Annotated in this window: 13 protein-coding genes; 11 read left to right on the plus strand and 2 right to left on the minus strand. The window is 60.5% G+C overall.

Translation table 11 applies throughout. The features are described from left to right. From AF70_RS06205 to AF70_RS06215, 3 genes are read left to right on the plus strand one after another with little or no spacing between them, the layout of a single operon-like run. Positions 1–2403 carry an aldehyde dehydrogenase family protein gene (locus tag AF70_RS06205; RefSeq protein WP_028940497.1) on the plus strand — a complete coding sequence of 801 codons (2403 nt, stop codon included), beginning with the start codon at positions 1–3 and terminating at the stop codon, positions 2401–2403. A gap of 39 nt (positions 2404–2442) precedes the next feature. Further along, entirely contained in the window at positions 2443–3732 is a 1290-nt protein-coding gene (locus AF70_RS06210) for a phenylacetate--CoA ligase family protein (RefSeq protein ID WP_169342467.1), read from the plus strand. Next, complete coding sequence (locus AF70_RS06215) at positions 3732–4694, plus strand: GNAT family N-acetyltransferase (protein WP_028940495.1); 963 nt, start codon at positions 3732–3734, stop codon at positions 4692–4694. The genes AF70_RS06210 and AF70_RS06215 overlap by 1 nt, the downstream gene beginning before the upstream one ends. Here AF70_RS06215 and AF70_RS06220 read toward each other — a convergent pair. Continuing rightward, positions 4683–5609: a LysR family transcriptional regulator gene (locus tag AF70_RS06220; protein WP_019579248.1), complete on the minus strand. Its 927-nt coding sequence runs from the start codon at positions 5607–5609 to the stop codon at positions 4683–4685. The genes AF70_RS06215 and AF70_RS06220 overlap by 12 nt on opposite strands. A 115-nt stretch (positions 5610–5724) precedes the next feature. Between AF70_RS06220 and AF70_RS06225 the strand changes: the two genes are divergently transcribed. Then, positions 5725–6720 (plus strand): aldo/keto reductase, encoded by a 996-nt coding sequence (locus AF70_RS06225; protein WP_028940494.1) that lies wholly within the window; start codon positions 5725–5727, stop codon positions 6718–6720. 49 nt (positions 6721–6769) lie between these two features. Here the strand turns inward: AF70_RS06225 and AF70_RS06230 are convergent, their stop codons facing one another. Further along, positions 6770–7303 (minus strand): hypothetical protein, encoded by a 534-nt coding sequence (locus AF70_RS06230; RefSeq protein WP_019579250.1) that lies wholly within the window; start codon positions 7301–7303, stop codon positions 6770–6772. A 563-nt stretch (positions 7304–7866) separates the two neighbouring features. Between AF70_RS06230 and AF70_RS06235 the strand changes: the two genes are divergently transcribed. The 7 genes from AF70_RS06235 (at position 7867) to AF70_RS06265 (ending at position 18567) form a co-directional block, all read left to right on the plus strand. After that, a complete protein-coding gene (locus AF70_RS06235; protein WP_028940492.1) occupies positions 7867–8313 on the plus strand; it encodes a DUF411 domain-containing protein in 447 nt (148 codons plus the stop codon). Further along, on the plus strand, positions 8313–8759 hold the full coding sequence (locus AF70_RS06240; protein ID WP_028940491.1) for a YqaA family protein: 447 nt from the start codon (positions 8313–8315) through the stop codon (positions 8757–8759). The genes AF70_RS06235 and AF70_RS06240 overlap by 1 nt, the downstream gene beginning before the upstream one ends. Positions 8760–8795: 36 nt before the next feature. Next, on the plus strand, positions 8796–9749 hold the full coding sequence (locus tag AF70_RS06245; RefSeq protein WP_028940490.1) for a D-2-hydroxyacid dehydrogenase family protein: 954 nt from the start codon (positions 8796–8798) through the stop codon (positions 9747–9749). 563 nt (positions 9750–10312) lie between these two features. Next, positions 10313–11899: a glycogen synthase GlgA gene (gene glgA, locus AF70_RS06250; protein WP_019579255.1), complete on the plus strand. Its 1587-nt coding sequence runs from the start codon at positions 10313–10315 to the stop codon at positions 11897–11899. 13 nt (positions 11900–11912) lie between these two features. Further along, entirely contained in the window at positions 11913–13709 is a 1797-nt protein-coding gene (treZ, locus tag AF70_RS06255; protein WP_028940489.1) for a malto-oligosyltrehalose trehalohydrolase, read from the plus strand. Next, positions 13706–15784, plus strand: coding sequence for a 4-alpha-glucanotransferase (gene malQ / locus AF70_RS06260; protein ID WP_028940488.1), 2079 nt, complete (start codon positions 13706–13708; stop codon positions 15782–15784). The genes treZ and malQ overlap by 4 nt, the downstream gene beginning before the upstream one ends. Next, positions 15781–18567, plus strand: a complete 2787-nt coding sequence (locus AF70_RS06265; protein ID WP_028940487.1) for a malto-oligosyltrehalose synthase — start codon at positions 15781–15783, stop codon at positions 18565–18567. The genes malQ and AF70_RS06265 overlap by 4 nt, the downstream gene beginning before the upstream one ends. The last annotated feature ends 15 nt before the right edge of the window (positions 18568–18582 follow it).

Consider the following 18582-nt stretch of genomic DNA (forward strand, 5'->3'; position numbering starts at 1 on the left):
ATGTACCTGATCAATGGCCAGTTGCGTGATGACGTCACCCCGCAAAGCGCCCTGCAACTCCTTCAAGAATCATTGCCTCGATTGCTTTGCGCACCGATCGATAGCGAGACCGTCATCGAGTCTGCCGCTCGCTTTGCGGCGCAGTTGCAAACTCGTAGCCTGGATCTGTCCCTCGACGACGATCAATATCAAGGGCTGATCGATTTCTGCCAACACAGCAACCTGAGCACCAAGCTTGAGCGGGAACTGGGCCAGCTACCGCGTTCGCTGCGACGCATCGACTACCGACAACCGTGCTTCGAAAGCTGGCACCCGTTGGGGCTGGTGGTGCATATCACCCCGGGCAATGCGCCGATGCTGGCGTTCTGCGCGATCCTCGAAAGCCTGCTGGCCGGCAACATCAACTGGCTTCGCCCCAGCTCCAGCGATCAGGGTTTGACCGCACAGTTGCTCGCCGCCCTTGTGCAGTGCGACACCAGCGGCAGACTGGCCGAATTCGTAGCGGTTCTGCCGGTGAACACCTCGTACATCGCTCAACTCTGCGCCAAGGCCGATGGAGTGTCCGCCTGGGGCGGGGAAGCGGCGCTTAAATCTATCCGTCAGCAGATCCCGTCCGGCTGTCGCTGGATCGATTGGGGACACAAAATCAGCTTTGCCTATCTGTCACCTGACGCGGCGACCCCTTCGGCGCTCGATGCGTTGGTGGATGAAGTCTGTCGACTGGATCAGCAGGCGTGCTCCAGCCCTCAGTGGGTGCTGGTGGACAGCAACGATCCAGCCGTCTTGCAGAACCTTGGAGATCGACTGGCCGAAGCCTTCATCCGTCGCGCCCCACACTGGCCGGCGTTAAGCCCGACAGATCAGGAAGCATCGGAAATCACTACCCGAACCGCCATGGCGCGGCTCGGCCAGTGCTTTGCCAATCAGACCGGCCAGGTGTGGACCGGCCTCGGATGGCGTGTCATCTGGGAGCACCATCAAACGCTCGCGCCGTCACCACTGTTTCGTACGATTATGCTCAAACCGGTTCCGCAACATCTGCTCGCCGAGACACTGCAGCCCTGGCGCAACGTCCTGCAAAGTTGCGCGTTGATGTGCCCCCCGGCAAAAACGCCTGAGACTGTTCGAACATTGGTCAACGCCGGCGTCAGCCGCATTGCGCCTTGTGAGTCGATCCATGACGGCTACGCCGGTGAGCCCCACGATGGCGTCTACGCGCTGTCGCGTCTGAGTCGCCGCCTCTCGGTGAGTTTGCCCCCGCATGTGTCGACGGGCCGTGCGACGCTCGACCCGGTTCCGCCTGCCCCTGACACATCTAATGACCCGATCATGGACAAATGCACTTTTATGGCCCAGCCGATCGGGTCCGCAGCACAGCTGTACTTCCGTTCCGGCGGAAGCAGCGGGACGCCGGCGTTGGCTGGATTCAGCTATCAAGACTTTCAACGACAAATGCGCGCCGCAGCCGATGGCATGTTCTGCGTCGGCCTCGATCCGTCACTGGACCGGGTGATGAACCTGTTCTACGGCGGCAACCTTTATGGTGGTTTTTTCAGCTTTTCCAACATTCTTCAACAGATGGGTGTTGTGCATTTGCCCATGGGGGCTCCCCAGGACGATGACTTCAGCGAAATCGCCCGACTGATCGTGGAGCAGCGCGTCACCGTGCTGATCGGCATGCCCAGTACGCTGCATCGGCTGTTTCTCAAAGAGCAGGCCCGACTTCGCGCTTATGCCGGTATCGGCAAAGTATTCCTTGGCGGCGAACATCCGGGAGAAGCCAGTCGGCGCCTGATGGAAAGTTGTGGGGTGTCGACGATTCGCTCCGCCATGTATGGCTCCGTCGATGCCGGCCCCCTGGGGCATGCCTGCCGGGCAACGGCGGACGGTGTATTCCATTTGATGAGCGAAACCCAGCATCTGGAAATCGTTCAGCTCGAACAGGATGTGCCGGTACAGGCCAATGAGATCGGCCGGCTGCTGTTTACGTCCCGCGCCCGGCAAGGTCAGCACGTGCGCCGATATGACATCGGCGACACCGGCCGCTGGATACCCGGAGCCTGCGCTTGCGGACTGGAGACGCCACGATTCGAACTGCTGCAGCGGCACGGCAAGCTGGTGCGCATTGGCACGGAATTCATTGCGCCTGCGGCGCTGGAACTCAGTGTGGGATCCCCCATTCAAGTGGTCCTGGACCACAACGCCGACGGGATCGAACGAATGCACGTTCGCGCGGATGCAGACGCCGCGTGGGTACACGAAAAACTGCTGACCCACGAAGCCTTGGCGAATGCGGTGCGTGCTGAACTTTTAATTGTGGAGGTGACGACATGCGCTGAACAAGCATTCACCCGAAACAAACACAGTGGCAAAACACCGTTAATTATCGATCAACGAAAATAAAAAAGTCGACGCAAGACGCTCACCATAAAAGAGAATGCCGTGAAGCCAACTTATTCGCTTGATCAACTTTTACCTTATATAAGACAACACTCCAACTTCTACCGTAAACATCTGGAGCACTTGCCCGCGAACAGGCTTACTTTAAAAAATCTGCCATTAACCAATGTGGCCGACTATTGGTCCGGTAGCAACGACTTGAGTCATTGGTCAGTCCTGACCGGAGATGTCGATGACGCACTGGTATTTAAAACCGGCGGTTCGACCAGCCAGGGCAAACTTGCAGTTTACTCCTCCGAGGAATGGCACACTTTGGTCAGCACGTTCGGCGCCAGCCTCTCAGCTCAACTGAACAACGGCGACCGGGTTGCCAACCTGTTTTTTTCAGGGGATCTCTACGCCAGCTTTCTGTTTATCCACGACTCCCTGGCTCATGTCGGGCGACCTATCTGTGAGTTTCCGTTTACCGGCAGCGTCGAGCTCGACGTACTGGCGGATGCCATCGCACGACATCGGATCAATGTTCTGGCCGGAGTGCCGGCACAGTTATTGCGATTCGCAGCTTACCTGGCGCAGCACCGGCTTGTGTTGTGCGGGGTCGAGACGCTGCTGTACGGCGGCGAAAGCCTGTTTACCGCGCAGTTGGCAATGCTCGCAGAAGTGTTCCCCAACGCACGCATCGCCTCTATTGGCTATGCCAGCGTAGACGCCGGACTCATTGGCGCCAGCGATCGCGACTGTGCATTGGGCGAGCATCGGGTATTCGAACCACAAACCCTGCTGGAAATCATCGATGAAGACACTGGTGAAGTGATTGAAGAATGCGATCGCATCGGGTTGTTGGTACTGACCAACCTTACACGCCAGCTCATGCCGCTGCTGCGTTACCCGGTAGGAGACCGTGCTTGTTGGCGTGAACCGACCGCAACCCCGATGCGTAAATTCGCCCTCAAGGGGCGCAGTGCCCATAGTCAACGTATACGAGTAGGTGTGTTGTCGCTGTTTACCGAAGAAATACACGAGATTGTTCAGCGTGCAGCACGCACTGAGCAATGGCAATTGCTGATCGAGCAGACCGGCCACAAAGATCTGTTGAGCGTGATGTGGGTGCCTGAACCTCACTTGCAAACCGTCGAACCGGATCGCCACGCACTGCGTGAGGCGCTGCTTGCCCACTACCCCGCCATCGTCGAGCTAAGCCGCGAGGGCCTGCTGGAGTTGCGGGTGCAGACCTGTGCAACCACCGATCTGAAGCTTCACCCTCGCTCGGGCAAACAACTCAGGGTGCTGGATTTGCGAGTGTATGACACTCCCTCGCTGGAGACTGTGTGATGACCCGGTTGATATTTCGCGCCTACCGCCCCTCCGACGCAGGTGCCGTGAGTCAACTGTTTCGAGAGGTCTACGGCGATCATTACGTTCAGCCGGATGTCTACCTGCCGAACATGATCAGTCAGCACCACGCCGCGGGGCGCTGGCAATCGATGCTGGCCGTGGACGACGCACGCGTTCTGGGGCATGCCGCATTGTGTTGCGACACGCTTTCGAATACCGCGGAACTGGCCCTAAGCGTGGTGCATCCCGCCGCACAGGGACAAAGTATCGCAACCCGCCTGGGCCGAGAGTTATTGAGGCAGTCAGGTTCTCTGGGGCTCACGAGCGTTTCGATCAAGCAAGTGACCCACCATCCCTACACTCAACGCATGGCAGAAAAGATCGGTTTTCACAGCACTGGATTGCTTCCCGACTATGTCCCTTCGCCATTCGCTGAACCACTCCCGGAAACCATCGTGATGGGGTGTCGCATGGTCGAAGGATGTGAGCACCCGCTCCCCGACATTCCCTGGCCCGAACGCTACCGGGCGCTCATGAAGCACCTGTGCTCGGTGTTCGGAACCCGGCAGGCTATAGCGTCGCGGTCAGAGATGCCTTTGCAAATAAAGCAACACCAGCATCGGTTCGATATTGTCATTCCGCGCTTGAACAGACACTTGCTCCAACAACTCTCGCAGCTGCCCAGGCAGTGGGCGATCTGCGCCAGACTCGAACTGTCCCGGCACTTCACAAGAGACTTGCGAAGCTTTTCGGCGCTGGGCTTCGCCTTCACCGGCCTGATGCCCACGCCGGGTGGCAATGGCTGGTTCGCCCTGTTTCATCGGGGTGTCCAGTCTCGCCCCCTCAACCTGAACTGCCCACACATGCAACAGTTGCATGACGATCTACAACACAACGCCAACGCCACGATAGGCCACCGCTGCGCCGACGCCCCCATCGGTGCCCGCTCAGCCGCGTGAGTCTTCTCTGTAAAAACCATTACCCGACTGAGCGCAAAGTTCCACCAGCCAGTCGACAAACACCCTAACCCGCCGGGACAACTGGCGGTGAGGAGGATAGAGCGCCGTCAGCGGCATACCCGGTGGCGGCACATCCCTCAGGACCTCGATCAACCGCCCCTCCTTCAATTGACGGGCAACGTGATAATACGGAGCCTGGACCAAGCCATACCCCGCCTCACACGCCGCCAGATAGCCATCGGAGCTGTTGACCGCGACGTGCTTGGGCAGGTCGATCAACCGCAACTGCCCATCGACGACAAACTCCAGTCCGTAGCGTTTGCCTGTGCTATTGGAAAAGTACTCCACCATCTGATGCCCCTTCAGATCCTCCAGACACCGCGGAGTCCCGCAACGCTGCAAGTATTCGGGACTCGCACACGTGACCTGATCCAGTGTGGCCAGCGGTCGCGCCACCAGTGATTCGTCCAGGGCCGAGCCGCCCCGCAACACGCAATCGACACCTTCGCGGATCAGATCCACAGTCCGGTCATTCAAACCGATTTCCAGCTCGATCAAGGGATAGCGTGCAGTGAATTGCGGCAATGCCGGGATCACCATCAAACGCCCCACTCCCGCCGGCATATCCACTCGCAACAGGCCTTTGGGGTTGTGGCGAGCAGCGGAAAACACGGCTTCGGTTTCCTCCAGATCCGCCAGCAACTGCACGCAACGCGGGTAATAGGCTGCGCCATCGAGCGTCAGGCTGATTTGCCGGGTGGTGCGTTGCAGCAGTTGCACGCCCAGATGGGCCTCAAGTTGCTTGATCAGAATGGTCACGGAGGCACGCGGCAATTGCAGGCTGTCCGCCGCCTTGGCGAAGCCGCCCAGTTCGACGATACGCGTGAATACACGCATGGCGTTTAAACGATCCATGGTCAGGACTCGATGATTATTTAGAAATTACGAACAGTGATAGCACTTTTAGCCGGTTTATCTTCGTTCTGTCGAGATCGACACTAAGCGCCTACATCCACAGGGAGTTCATTTCATGCAAACACGTCAACTGGGCAAGAACGGACCAAAGGTGTCAGCCATCGGTCTGGGCTGCATGGGCATGACCGATTTCTACACCACTGGCGTAGACACCCGCGAAGCCACGGCAACGCTGCATCGCGCGCTGGAGTTGGGGATCAACCTGCTCGACACGGCAGACATGTACGGCCCACACACCAACGAAGAGCTGATCGGCAAGGCGATTGTCGGCAAGCGCGACCAGGTGTTTCTGGCCAGCAAGTTCGGCATTGTCCGAGACCCGTCCAACCCTGGTGCACGGGGTGTCAACGGTCGCCCGGAATACATTCGCGCAGCGATCGACGGCACCCTGAAGCGCCTGGGCGTGGAAACCCTGGATTTGTATTACCAGCACCGCATCGATCCGCAGGTGGCCATCGAGGAAACCGTTGGCGCCATGGCCGAACTGGTGAAGGCCGGCAAGGTGCGTTACCTGGGATTGAGTGAGGCCTCGGTCGACACACTGGAGCGAGCGAACAAGGTTCATCCGATCAGCGCCCTGCAAAGTGAGTATTCGCTGTGGAGCCGCGATCAGGAAGATAACGGTTGCCTGGCCGCATGCCAGCGTCTGGGCGTGGCCTTCGTACCTTACAGCCCGTTGGGCCGGGGCTTTTTGACCGGGGCACTGAACAGCCCGGATGACTTCGCCGCCGACGACTACCGTCGCTTCAGCCCGCGTTTCCAAGGGGAAAACTTCGCCAAAAATCTGTTGCTGGTGCAGCAGGTACAAACGCTGGCCGCCGACAAAGGCGTGACAGCCGGCCAACTGGCCTTAGCCTGGGTTTTGGCTCAAGGGGATTACCTGATCCCGATTCCGGGCACCAAACAGCGTAAATACCTGGAGGAAAATGTGGCCGCGCTGGAGGTGAAACTGAGCCGCGAAGAGTTGCAGGCCCTGGAAGCGATATTCCCGGCCAATGCCACCGCTGGCTTGCGCTATCCGGAAGAGGTCATGAAGTTGCTCGACCGGTAGCCGTTGCCTGGCCCGCTCGACAGCTCGAGCGGGCCAATGCAGCCAAACGTCAGGCCCTGGACTTGACGCCCTTGTCATTGGGCGCCACCGTTGTTCCGTTGCCCTTGCCGTAAGTTTGCAGGTTCTGCAGTACGTAGATCGCCGTCTTGTATTCCGGGATCAAGCCAGCGGCGTACTTGTCACCCTTGATGCTGTTGCTCTGGATGGCGTCCAGTTGTGTGGCGAAATACTCCAGTGCATTGAACTTCGCATCCGGATCTTTCTGTACGCCAAACCGATCGAACTTGTCACCGGCATTCAATAAGGTCATCGAAGTAATATCGGAAATCAGTCCTTTGCTTCTCAAGAAGGCACTGAGATTGCCCAGTTGCTTGGCGGAGACATTTTCCGGATCGAAGCCCTTGATGTTCCGGTGCAGTTTCTGTTCATCCATTTTCGCCGTGTTCAGCGCATTAGGATTGTTTCCCACCATTGCCAGCATCTGCTTGACCCTGGCGCTATGGGTGACAGGCTTGCTGCTGCCCGCATCCCTGACCAGTAATCCTGCCTTGCTCGTCCAGCTACCTGTGTAACCGATTGTCATGACCGGGCTCCCGACTGCGTGACCGGATGACCATCATCCAAAACACACAGACGTCCTTGTGAGGCGACCATAAAAAGTTCCTTGTTTGACCGAGTTAGGTGCGGGCGAGTATCGACGCGCAAACTAGTGTCACCAACTAATATTTCCTCTTTTTAACAATTTTTATACATTTACGATACTTATCAAAAAACGCCTTTTTTCATTGACCCAGATGACCTTGCAAGTAGAGCAGCGGACAACTAAAAACAACTTTATGTACGCGTTAGTTAGTTCGTTTTTATCAGCCTCGACACTTACCGCCTTACAGCGCCCGTCACCCAGCGCGTCAACGAACATGCGGATCGGTTCAAGGTGCGTTGACTGTTGCCTACTGAGCACCGGTTTTCGACGCTCAGGAGGCAAACCTGACAATTTTGTCATTGCGCGCTCATTCAGCTGACAGCATTGATCTGTGATGATCTGGCCAGCCGACCTTGTATAACTTAGAAACACTCGCGCAATGCCCAGTCGGATAAAAGAGTCAAAATGCATCTTTTTTGGCCGCAACCCGAGACGAGACTCCCATGCGAATCCACCTGCGTCTGGCCGCCCTGAGCGCCCTCTTCATCTCCTCCCTGGCCCAGGCCGCCGACCTGATCCCGATCGAAGTGCACCGCGACGCCAATTGCGGCTGCTGCAAAAAATGGGTCAGCCATCTGGAAGCCAACGGCTTCAAGGTCGAAGACCACGTCGAAGCCGACATGAGCCAGTTCAAGCAACAACACGGCGTGCCGCCTCGCCTGGCGTCGTGCCACACCGCCTTGATCAACGGCAAGTTCGTCGAAGGCCATGTGCCGGCCGATCAAGTGCTGGCCTTGAGCAAGCGCGACGATCTGTTGGGGGTTGCCGCACCCGGCATGCCGATGGGCTCGCCCGGGATGGAAATGGACGGCATGAGCGATGCCTACCAGGTGATCGGCCTGAAAAAGGACGGCACTGACGTAGTGGTGGCGGACTACCCCGCCCATTGATGTTCGGTGCCTACATCGGGTTGTTTCTCGCGGCGTTCGGCGCCGCGAGCCTGCTGCCCTTGCAGTCCGAAGCGGTGTTGGTGGGGCTGTTGCTCAGCGACCGGTATTGGCTCTGGTCGCTGTTGGCAGTGGCAACGCTGGGCAACGTGCTGGGATCGCTGCTGAACTGGTGGCTGGGGCGCGGCATCGAGCGGTTTCGCGAGCGGCGCTGGTTTCCGGTCAGCCCTCGTCATCTTCAACAAGCCCAAAAACACTATCAGCGCTACGGTCATTGGTCCTTGCTGCTGAGCTGGGTGCCGATCATCGGCGACCCGCTGACACTGGTGGCCGGCGTCATGCGCGAACCGCTGGGGCGTTTCCTGATGATCGTGACCCTCGCCAAGGGTGCCCGCTATGGCGTGTTGGCAATGGCCACACTAGGCTGGATGGGTTTCCCGACTGGCTGAACAAAACCAATCCCGTTCGTTGATGAGGTAAGGCTGATGGCGGTGCAGATTGCAGTGATCGATGACTGGCAGGACGTGGCGCGTGACGTGGTGGACTGGTCGGTGCTGGACAGCATCGGCCAGGTGAGTTTTATCCATGACTACCCGGCCGACAACGAAACCCTGGCCGAGCGCCTGGGCGCATTCGAGGTGATCTGCGTGATGCGCGAGCGCACCCGGTTCGACGAAGACCTGCTGCGCCGCTTGCCCACCCTCAAACTGTTGGTCACCGGCGGCATGCGCAACGCCGCCCTGGACCTGAAGGCCGCCGCCGCGCTGGGCATCCAGGTCTGCGGCACCGACAGCTACAAACATGCCGCGCCAGAACTGACCTGGGCACTGATCATGGCCGCGACCCGCAACCTGGTGGCCGAAGCCAACGCCTTGCGCGCGGGCCTTTGGCAGCAAGGCCTGGGCGGCGACTTGCAGGGCAAGACGCTGGCGATCCTCGGCCTGGGCAGCATCGGTCAACGGGTCGCCCAATTCGGCCAGGTGTTCGGCATGCGCGTCATTGCGTGGAGCGAAAACCTCACCAGTGAACGAGCGGCCGAAGTCGGCGTGACCTATGTCAGCAAGCAGGAACTGTTCGAACAGGCTGATGTGCTGTCGGTCCATCTGGTGCTCAGCGAGCGCAGTCGCGGGTTGGTGGACGCTCAGGCGCTGGACTGGATGAAGCCCACGGCATGGCTGGTCAATACCGCGCGCGGGCCGATTGTCGATGAAGCGGCGCTGATCAAGGCCCTGCAGAAACAACGCCTGGCGGGTGCTGCGCTGGATGTGTTCGAGCACGAGCCGTTGCCCCGCCATCATCCGTTCAGAACCCTGGACAATGTGCTCGCCACACCCCATGTCGGGTACGTCAGCCGACAGAACTATCAGCTGTTCTTTTCGCAGATGATCGAGGACATTCAGGCTTGGGCGGCCGAGGCGCCGATTCGGTTGTTGGGCTGAGACGGCGTTATCGTTCTTCGCGGGCAAGCCGCGCGCCCACATGTGAAATGCATTCCCCTGTGAGAGCGAGGCCTGCCCGCGAAGAGGCCCTCAAATCCCCCCCTAAATTCTGCGCACCGCAATGGTGCAATCCCTATTCCATCGTGCCCAACTATCGTGACCTCCCGGTCCCGATTTGACCCACCCCAAAAAACAAACCTGCCCTTCGTCGGTGCGTTTCCCCATAAAGCCCGTGTGTTTTGTACCCTCCTCCAACCGATTGTCGAACAATTTGTCCGGTTGACCACCCCGCTCTAGGTTCTGGCCTAGACTGTTTTCGGGGAATAAAACCGACTGGTCATTCGGTGAAATAAATAGAAACTTTTGGTGCTGGCTTCAGGTCAGCTGAAAGGTAGGGCACAGCGACTGGTGCATTCCTTGCAACAGCCACTTCACCCATTGAGCTTCAGCGCATGGGCAGCACTTGCTCACCGATGCGTAGCGCGTTTGCGCCCGGCCACAGGAATTGGCCAACACCGTTTGTGCCAGGCCTGGAATCAGATCAACAACACGGGGAGATGCATATGATCAGTACGGCGTTAGATGTTCAGGGAGAACGTGCTCTTCAGCAGGTCGGCGAAGCCAACACCGTGGGAGCCCTTACCGCCAAATCGGTCAGCGTCCCGGTCACCAAGGCGTTGGCACCGGTAGTCCGTCAGAATCCCAACAAGAAGAAAGTGTTGTTCGTTACCTCGGAGATTGCCGACCTGGTGAAGACCGGAGGCCTGGGCGACGTTTCCGCCGCGCTGCCGCGAGCGATGGCCCACCTGCACGATGTCCGGGTGTTGATCCCCGGTTACCCGCAAGTGCTGAACAGCGAAAATCCGATTCATATCATCGGTGAACTGGGCGGGCACGCCGCGCTGCCGCCCTGCAAGATCGGGCGCATGGACATGCCCGACGGCCTGGTCATTTACGTGTTGATCTGCCCTGAACTGTACGAGCGCGAAGGTTCACCCTACGGCGCCAACAATGGCCGTGACTGGCCAGACAACCATATTCGTTTCGCCCGCCTGGGCCTTGCGGCCGCCGATATCGCCGCCAACCTCGCACAAATTCACTGGTGCCCGGATCTGGTGCACGCCCACGATTGGCCCGCCGGCCTGGCCCCTGCCTATATGCACTGGCGTGGCCAACGCACCCCGACCCTATTCACCATCCACAACCTGGCGTACCAGGGCGTCACCAGCCTCGGTTCGTGCCCGGAACTCGGTATTCCCGTGCATGCCTTGCAGCAGGAAGGCATGGAGTTTTACGGCAAGATGTCGTTCCTCAAGGCCGGCATGGCCTACTCGAGTCACATCACCACCGTCAGCGCCACCTATGCCCAGGAAATCACCACGCCGGCCTTCGGCTGCGGTCTCGACGGTTTTCTCGCCGCCAAGACCCAGCAAGGTCTGCTCAGCGGGATTCCCAATGGCATCGATGAAAGCTGGGACGCCGCCACCGATCCGCACCTGTTCTGCCCGTTCGGCATCGGCGACTGGGACGGTAAAGCAGTCAACGCGGCGCACGTTCGCCGGTTGTTCGGCCTGGATGATTCCGAAGGCCCGCTGTTCGCCGTGGTCTCGCGACTTGTCTACCAGAAAGGCCTGGACCTGACCGAAGCGGTGGCCGAATACATTGTCGCCAACGGCGGGCAGATCGCGATTATCGGCCGTGGCGAACCGGAAGAAGAACAAGCCATGCGTGAGCTGGCGTTGCGCTTCCCCGGGCAAATCGGCGTGCACATCGGCTTCAATGAAACCGACGCCCGCCGGATGTTTGCCGGCAGTGATTTCCTGCTGATGCCTTCGCGTTACGAACCTTGCGGCCTGAGCCAGATGTATGCCCAGCGCTTCGGTTCATTGCCGGTGGCGCGCAATACCGGCGGCCTGGCCGACACCATTGAAAACGGCGTGACCGGTTTTCTTTTCGACGAATCCACCGTGGAGAGCTATCGCGAAGCCCTGAGCCGCGCGTTCAAGGTGTTCGCCTTCCCCGGCCTGCTCAACGCCATGCGTTGCCGGGCCATGGCGGCGCCTTTCAACTGGTGCAAGGCGGTCGAACCCTACGCCGAACTCTACGAACAACTGGTGGCTAAAGCGCTGGGTAAATCGGGCAAACAGTAAGAGGTTTTCAACGATGCCGTTACGGACTCTTGAAACCTGGCCCCACGGCGCAATCATGCTGGACGCTGAACACACGCGTTTTGCCTTGTGGGCGCCAGATGCGTTTTACGTCAGTCTTGAACTTGAAAACGGACAATCCCTGCCACTGCTGCCTCAGGCCGACGGCTGGTTTGTGATCAAGACCCGCTGCCCCGCGGGTACCCTCTACCGCTACAACATCGATGGTGAGCTGGACGTACCGGACCCAGCTTCCCGCGCCCAGGCGGGCGATATCGGCGACCCTAGCGTGGTGGTCGATCCCCTCGCCTATCGCTGGCAACACAGTGCCTGGCAAGGTCGGCCATGGAACGAGGCGGTGATCTACGAACTGCATGTTGGTGCGCTCGGCGGTTTCAGCGAGGTCGAGCAGCATCTGGCGCGCTTGGTCGAGTTGGGGATTACCGCCATCGAACTGATGCCGTTGGCGCAGTTTCCCGGCGAGCGCAATTGGGGCTATGACGGGGTTCTGCCTTACGCACCGCAGGCCTCCTACGGTTCGCCCGAACAACTCAAACACCTGATCGACACGGCCCACGGCTATGGCCTGGCGGTGATTCTCGACGTGGTCTACAACCACTTCGGCCCGGACGGCAATTACCTGCATCGCTATGCCAAAGGCTTTTTCCGCGAAGACCAACACACCCCGTGGGGCGCAGCCATCGACTTCCGCCGGCGCGAGGTGCGTGACTTCTTTATCGACAACGCGTTGATGTGGTTGCTGGAGTACCGTTTCGACGGCCTGCGCCTGGATGCCGTGCACGCCATCGAAGACCCGGACTTCCTTCAAGAGCTGGCGCAACGGGTTCGCCGGCAAATCGACCCAGCGCGGCATGTGTGGCTGATGGCGGAAAACGAGCACAACCAGGCCAGCCTATTGGAGCAAGGTTTCGATGCGCAGTGGAACGACGATGGCCATAACGCCCTGCACGTGTTGCTCACCGGTGAAACCGACGCCTATTACGCCGACTATGCCCAAAACCCCACCGAACAACTCGCCCGTTGCCTGAGCCAGGGCTTCGTGTTTCAAGGCCATATCACCCGCCACGGTACGCCGCGCGGTGAGCCGAGCGGTCACTTGCCGCCGACGGCCTTCGTGCTGTTCCTGCAGAACCACGACCAGATCGGCAACCGCGCCTTTGGCGAGCGCCTGCATCAACTGGCCCGGCCTGAGGCCCTCAACGCCGCCACCGTGTTACTGCTGTTGTCGCCGATGATTCCGCTGATGTTCATGGGCGATGAGTTCGCCGCCGAACAACCGTTCCTGTTCTTCACCAGCCACCATGGTGAGCTGGCGGAGTTGGTGCGCGAAGGTCGACGCAATGAATTCGCAGCCTTCAGCGCCTTTGCCGACCCGCACAAACGCGAGCAGATTCCCGACCCGAACGCGATGCAGACTTTCGAAGCGTCGCGGCCGAAGCTGACCGCCACCCGGCAACCGGCCATTCATGAGCTGTATCGTCGACTGCTGCAAATCCGCCATCAACACATCATCCCGCAGTTGCCCGGCGCCCACGCGCAGGGCGCGCAGGTACTGGCCGAAGGCGCGGTGACGGCCCGCTGGCGGTTGGGCGATGGCAGTCAGCTGCGCATTGACCTGAACCTCAGCGGCGCGCCCGTGGTCCACACCCCACAGGCCGACGCGACACTGCTGTTCGAATACCCGCCGCACTCGGCCGGTCTGTTGGATCAGGGCACCCTTGCCCCGTATTGCGCGCTCGTCAGCCTCACAGCCGCAGCCCCTTTGCTACCCCCGGATGGAGAGCGACCATGAGCGATGCGCAACTGGAAATACTGGCCAGCCAAGCCGGCCTGGCCGTCGACTGGATCGACGCCAACGGCCGGCCACAAAAAGTCACGCCGGCGGTGCTGCGCTCAGTGCTTATCGGGCTTGGCCATCCCGCCAGCACCGCCCAGGAAATCGACGCCAGCCTGCTGCAACTGCAGGAGGTGCAACAAACCCGGCACCTGCCGCCGCTGCTGACCTGCGACGTTGGCGTCGGTCTTGATCTGGCCCACTACTTCGCACCGCAAACCCCGTGTGAGATCCATCTTGAAGACGGCTCGCGGCTCAACCTCAAGCTCGATGACAACGCTGTTTTGCCCGGTTTGGTGCCGGTGGGTTATCAGCACGTCAGCATCGACGATCAGTCGTTCACCCTGGCGGTGGCGCCCGAGCGCTGCTACAGCGTCGGCGACGCCGTTGACAGTCAAACCCCGCGCGCCTGGGGCCTGAGCGTGCAGTTATATTCGCTGCGCCGCCCCGGCGATGGCGGTTTCGGCGACACCCAGGCCCTCGAAGATCTGGCCCGGGTGGCCGGCGAACGGGGCGCCGAAGCGTTGGCGATCAGCCCGCTGCATGCGATGTTCAGCGGCGACACCCAGCGTTACAGCCCTTACTCGCCGTCCAGCCGTTTGTTCCTCAATAGCCTGTACGCGGCGCCCGGTGCGATTCTCGGTGAGCGTGCCCTGCGCACCGCGATCGACGCCACCGACCTTGCCGCCGAACTCAAGCACCTCGAGGCATTGCCGCTGATCGACTGGCCCACCGCCGCCGAGGCCAAACATCGCTTGCTGGAAGCCTTGTACGAAGGATTCACCCACGGCGCACACCCCTTGCATGCCGACTTCAGCAGCTTCCGTCACGCCGGTGGCGAAGCGCTGGAGAATCATTGCCGTTTCGAAGCGATCCAGGAAACCCGTGCAAGGCGCGGTGAAAGCCTCGACTGGCGCGAGTGGCCCGAACAATGGCGTAACCCGCGCAGCGCCGCTCTGGCGCAATTTGCCGAAGAAAACTCGGCCCGCATCGGCTATTACGCGTTCTGCCAATGGCTGATTGCGCGCAGCCTGGAGCGCGCACAAACCGCCGCCCGTGGTGCCGGCATGGGCATCGGCCTGATCGCCGACCTGGCGGTGGGCGCTGACGGCGGCGGCAGCCAGGCCTGGAGTCGCCAGGACGAATTACTCGCCTCGCTGACCGTGGGTGCGCCACCCGACATCCTCAACCGCACCGGCCAGGGCTGGGGGATTTCCGCGTTTTCCCCCGAAGGTCTGGTGCGTAACGGCTTTCGCGCGTTCATCGAAATGCTGCGGGCCAATTTCGCCCATGCCGGCGGCCTGCGCATCGATCACGTCATGGGCCTGCAACGGCTGTGGGTGATCCCTAAAGACGCACCGCCCAGCGACGGAGCGTACCTTTATTATCCGGTGGATGATCTGCTGCGCCTTCTGACCCTCGAATCCCATCGGCATCAGGCCATCGTCCTCGGTGAAGACCTCGGCACCGTGCCTGATGGCCTGCGCGAAAAACTCATCGCGCGCTCGATCCTCGGCATGCGCGTGCTGTTGTTCGAACAGGACAACACGCACTTCAAACCGATTCTCGACTGGCCGGACAACGCCCTGGCCACCACCAGCACCCACGACCTGCCGACGCTCAATGGCTGGTGGCATGGCCGCGATATCGATTGGAGCGCACGCCTGGGCCTGGTCGACGCCACGGGTGAAATCGAATGGCGTCAACATCGCGAACGCGAGCGTGAAGGCTTGCGCCGGGTGCTGAGCCAGGACCCGCAGAACTTTCGCGAAGAGCACCATGAAACCGATCAGGTGCTCGACGCCGCCATCCGGTTCCTCGGGCATACCCGCGCGCCGCTGGTGTTGTTGCCGCTGGAAGATGCCCTGGGTATCGAACAGCAAGCCAATCTGCCCGGCACCACCGACACCCACCCCAATTGGTCCCGCCGATTGCCCGGCGACAGCGAAAGCCTGCTCGATGATCCGGACGCCGCCCGCCGCCTGGAACTGCTCGCCTGTGCGCGACTTCAGGCGGCCGAGCGTGACCAATGAATCAACCGCTCAGCCAGCCGCTGCGGGCGACCCTGCGGCTGCAATTTCATAAAGGCTTCACCCTGGATCAAGCGGTGCCGCTGGTGCCGTATTTTTCCAGCCTGGGCATCAGTCATCTCTATGCCTCGCCGCTGCTCGCCGCCCGCGCCGGCTCCATGCACGGCTACGATGTGGTAGACCCGACCACGGTCAACCCTGAACTGGGCGGCGAAGCGGCGTTACGCCGTTTGGTCGCTGCGTTGCGCGAACAGCACATGGGGCTGATCCTCGATATCGTTTCCAACCACATGGCCGTCGGCGGGGGCGACAATCCCTGGTGGCTCGACTTGCTGGAATGGGGACGACTGAGCCCTTACGGCGAGTTCTTCGACATTCAATGGCACTCGCCCGATCCGTTGATGGAAGGCCAGTTGCTGCTGCCTTTTCTGGGCAGCGACTACGGCATCGCCTTGCAGGACGGCACCCTGCCCTTGCGTTTCGATGCCCGGCGCGGCGCCTTTCATGTCGAGCACTATGAACACCACTTCCCGATATGCCCCACCGACTACGGCGAACTGCTCAAGGCCGATGACCGATTGAATGCCGAGCAGGCTGAACGGCTCAAATCCCTGGCAGATCGCTTCGACACCTTGAGTTATCAGTCCGACGTGTACAGCCTGGCGATTCCACTGAAAGCCGAGCTACGGGAACTGGCCAGTGATCCGGCCATTCTGCACGCCATCCAGCACACCCTCGACACTTACGACTCGCTCACTCCCGACGGTTTCCAGCGCCTGCATAACCTGCTGGAGCGCCAGAGTTATCGCCTGGCCAGTTGGCGCACCGCGGCGGACGACATCAACTGGCGGCGCTTTTTCGATATCAATGAACTGGGAGGCCTGCGCGTCGAGCGGCCAGCGGTGTTCGAAGCGACCCATGCAAAAATCTTCGAGCTGGTGGCCGAAGGTCTGGTCGACGGACTGCGCATCGACCACATCGACGGCCTCGCCGACCCGCGGGGCTACTGCCGCAAACTGCGACGTCGAGTCGATCGACTGGCACCCGGCCGACACCTGCCGATCTACGTCGAAAAGATCCTCGGCGAAGGCGAAACCCTGCACCGCGACTGGTGCGTCGATGGCAGTACCGGTTACGAATTCATGAACCAGTTGTCGCTGCTGCAACACGCCCCCGAAGGCGCCCAGACTTTGGGCGAACTCTGGAGCCGGCACAGCGAACGGCCCGCCGATTTCCGCCAGGAAGCACAACTGGCGCGCCAGCAGATTCTCAACGGCTCCCTCGCCGGAGATTTCGAAAGTGTTGCCCACGCCCTGTTGCAAGTGGCCCGGGACGACCTGATGACCCGGGACCTGACCCTCGGCGCGATCCGACGGGCCTTGCAGGAACTGATCGTGCACTTCCCGGTGTACCGCACTTACATCAGCCCGTTGGGTCGTGCGGCCCAGGATGAGGTGTTTTTCCAGCAGGCCATGGCCGGTGCCAGGCAAACCCTTGGCGAGGCCGACTGGCCGGTGCTCGATTGCCTGGCCGGCTGGCTCGGTGGCCAACCCTGGCGCAAGCGCCCGGTGGGCCGTCCACGTAAACTGCTCAAGCATGCGTGCGTGCGCTTCCAGCAACTGACCTCACCGACGGCGGCCAAAGCGGTGGAAGACACCGCGCTTTATCGCTCGGCGGTGCTGCTGTCGCGCAACGATGTCGGCTACAACACCGAGCAGTTCAGCGCCCCGGTTGCCGACTTCCATGCCGCCTGCGCCAATCGCCTCGCCGAGTTCCCCGACAACCTGCTGGCCACTGCGACCCACGACCACAAACGCGGTGAAGACACCCGCGCGCGGCTGGCGGTGTTGAGCGAGCGCAGCGCCTGGTACGCCGAACAGGTCGAGCACTGGCGAACCCTCGCGGGCGAACTGCGCAGCGACCCCGGCGCGCCCTCGGCGGGCGACGAGCTGATTCTCTATCAAGCAATCCTCGGCAGTTGGCCACTGGAATTGTGTAGCGACGATCAACCTGCGCTCGAGGACTACGCCAAACGCCTCTGGCAGTGGCAACGCAAAGCCCTGCGCGAAGCCAAGTTGCAAAGCAGCTGGAGCGCGTCAAACGAGGTATATGAACAGGCGACCCACGGGTTTCTCGAACGCCTGCTGCTGAGCCACGAAGGTCAGCCATTGCGCGCGGCCATCGAGGCAGCCGCTCAACGCATTGCCGTCCCGGGTGCACTGAATGGATTGGCGCAAACCTTGCTGCGAATGACCGTGCCGGGAGTGCCGGATCTCTATCAGGGCAACGAGTTCTGGGACTTCACCCTGGTCGATCCGGATAACCGCCGGCCGGTGGATTACGTCAGCCGTCAGCAGGCCATGCACCTACCGCTTGACCTGCCCGCTCTGTTGGCGAACTGGCGTAACGGGCGCATCAAGCAAACCTTGATCGCCCGGGCGTTAAACCGACGTGCCGAGCATGCCGAACTGTTTCAAAAAGGCACTTATCAAGCCCTTGAAGTGATTGGCAGCCAGGCTCACCGGGTACTGGCGTTTGCTCGAGAATGGCAGGGAAAACGGGCCATCGTGGCCGTACCGATACGTTGTGCCGGACTGCTGGAAAACAGTGCCGCCCCCCAGATTGACGCGTCGCTGTGGGGCGATACCCGAATCAAATTGCCGTTCACGGCCACCGAAGAAAATCTGAAGGGACTTTTTACCAGCGTCGCAGTCACAAAACACAAGGAGCTGATGGTCGGCGCCGCGCTGGGGGATTTCCCGGTCAATCTCTTTACCCAAACTTGAGTTCAGTTCAGGAGC

Origin of the sequence: Pseudomonas sp. KD5, from assembly GCF_012932895.1 — a bacterium.
In the GTDB taxonomy this organism is placed as follows: Bacteria; Pseudomonadota; Gammaproteobacteria; order Pseudomonadales; family Pseudomonadaceae; genus Aquipseudomonas.

Bases quoted from the DNA above. Each gene is read 5' to 3' on its own strand.
- malQ (WP_028940488.1), top strand. From the start codon at position 13,706: ATGAGCGATGCGCAACTGGAAATACTGGCCAGCCAAGCCGGCCTGGCC.
- AF70_RS06220 (WP_019579248.1), bottom strand. From the start codon at position 5,609: ATGGATCGTTTAAACGCCATGCGTGTATTCACGCGTATCGTCGAACTG.
- AF70_RS06225 (WP_028940494.1), top strand. From the start codon at position 5,725: ATGCAAACACGTCAACTGGGCAAGAACGGACCAAAGGTGTCAGCCATC.
- AF70_RS06240 (WP_028940491.1), top strand. From the start codon at position 8,313: ATGTTCGGTGCCTACATCGGGTTGTTTCTCGCGGCGTTCGGCGCCGCG.
- glgA (WP_019579255.1), top strand. From the start codon at position 10,313: ATGATCAGTACGGCGTTAGATGTTCAGGGAGAACGTGCTCTTCAGCAG.
- treZ (WP_028940489.1), top strand. From the start codon at position 11,913: ATGCCGTTACGGACTCTTGAAACCTGGCCCCACGGCGCAATCATGCTG.
- AF70_RS06265 (WP_028940487.1), top strand. From the start codon at position 15,781: ATGAATCAACCGCTCAGCCAGCCGCTGCGGGCGACCCTGCGGCTGCAA.
- AF70_RS06235 (WP_028940492.1), top strand. From the start codon at position 7,867: ATGCGAATCCACCTGCGTCTGGCCGCCCTGAGCGCCCTCTTCATCTCC.
- AF70_RS06230 (WP_019579250.1), bottom strand. From the start codon at position 7,303: ATGACAATCGGTTACACAGGTAGCTGGACGAGCAAGGCAGGATTACTG.
- AF70_RS06245 (WP_028940490.1), top strand. From the start codon at position 8,796: ATGGCGGTGCAGATTGCAGTGATCGATGACTGGCAGGACGTGGCGCGT.
- AF70_RS06205 (WP_028940497.1), top strand. From the start codon at position 1: ATGTACCTGATCAATGGCCAGTTGCGTGATGACGTCACCCCGCAAAGC.
- AF70_RS06215 (WP_028940495.1), top strand. From the start codon at position 3,732: ATGACCCGGTTGATATTTCGCGCCTACCGCCCCTCCGACGCAGGTGCC.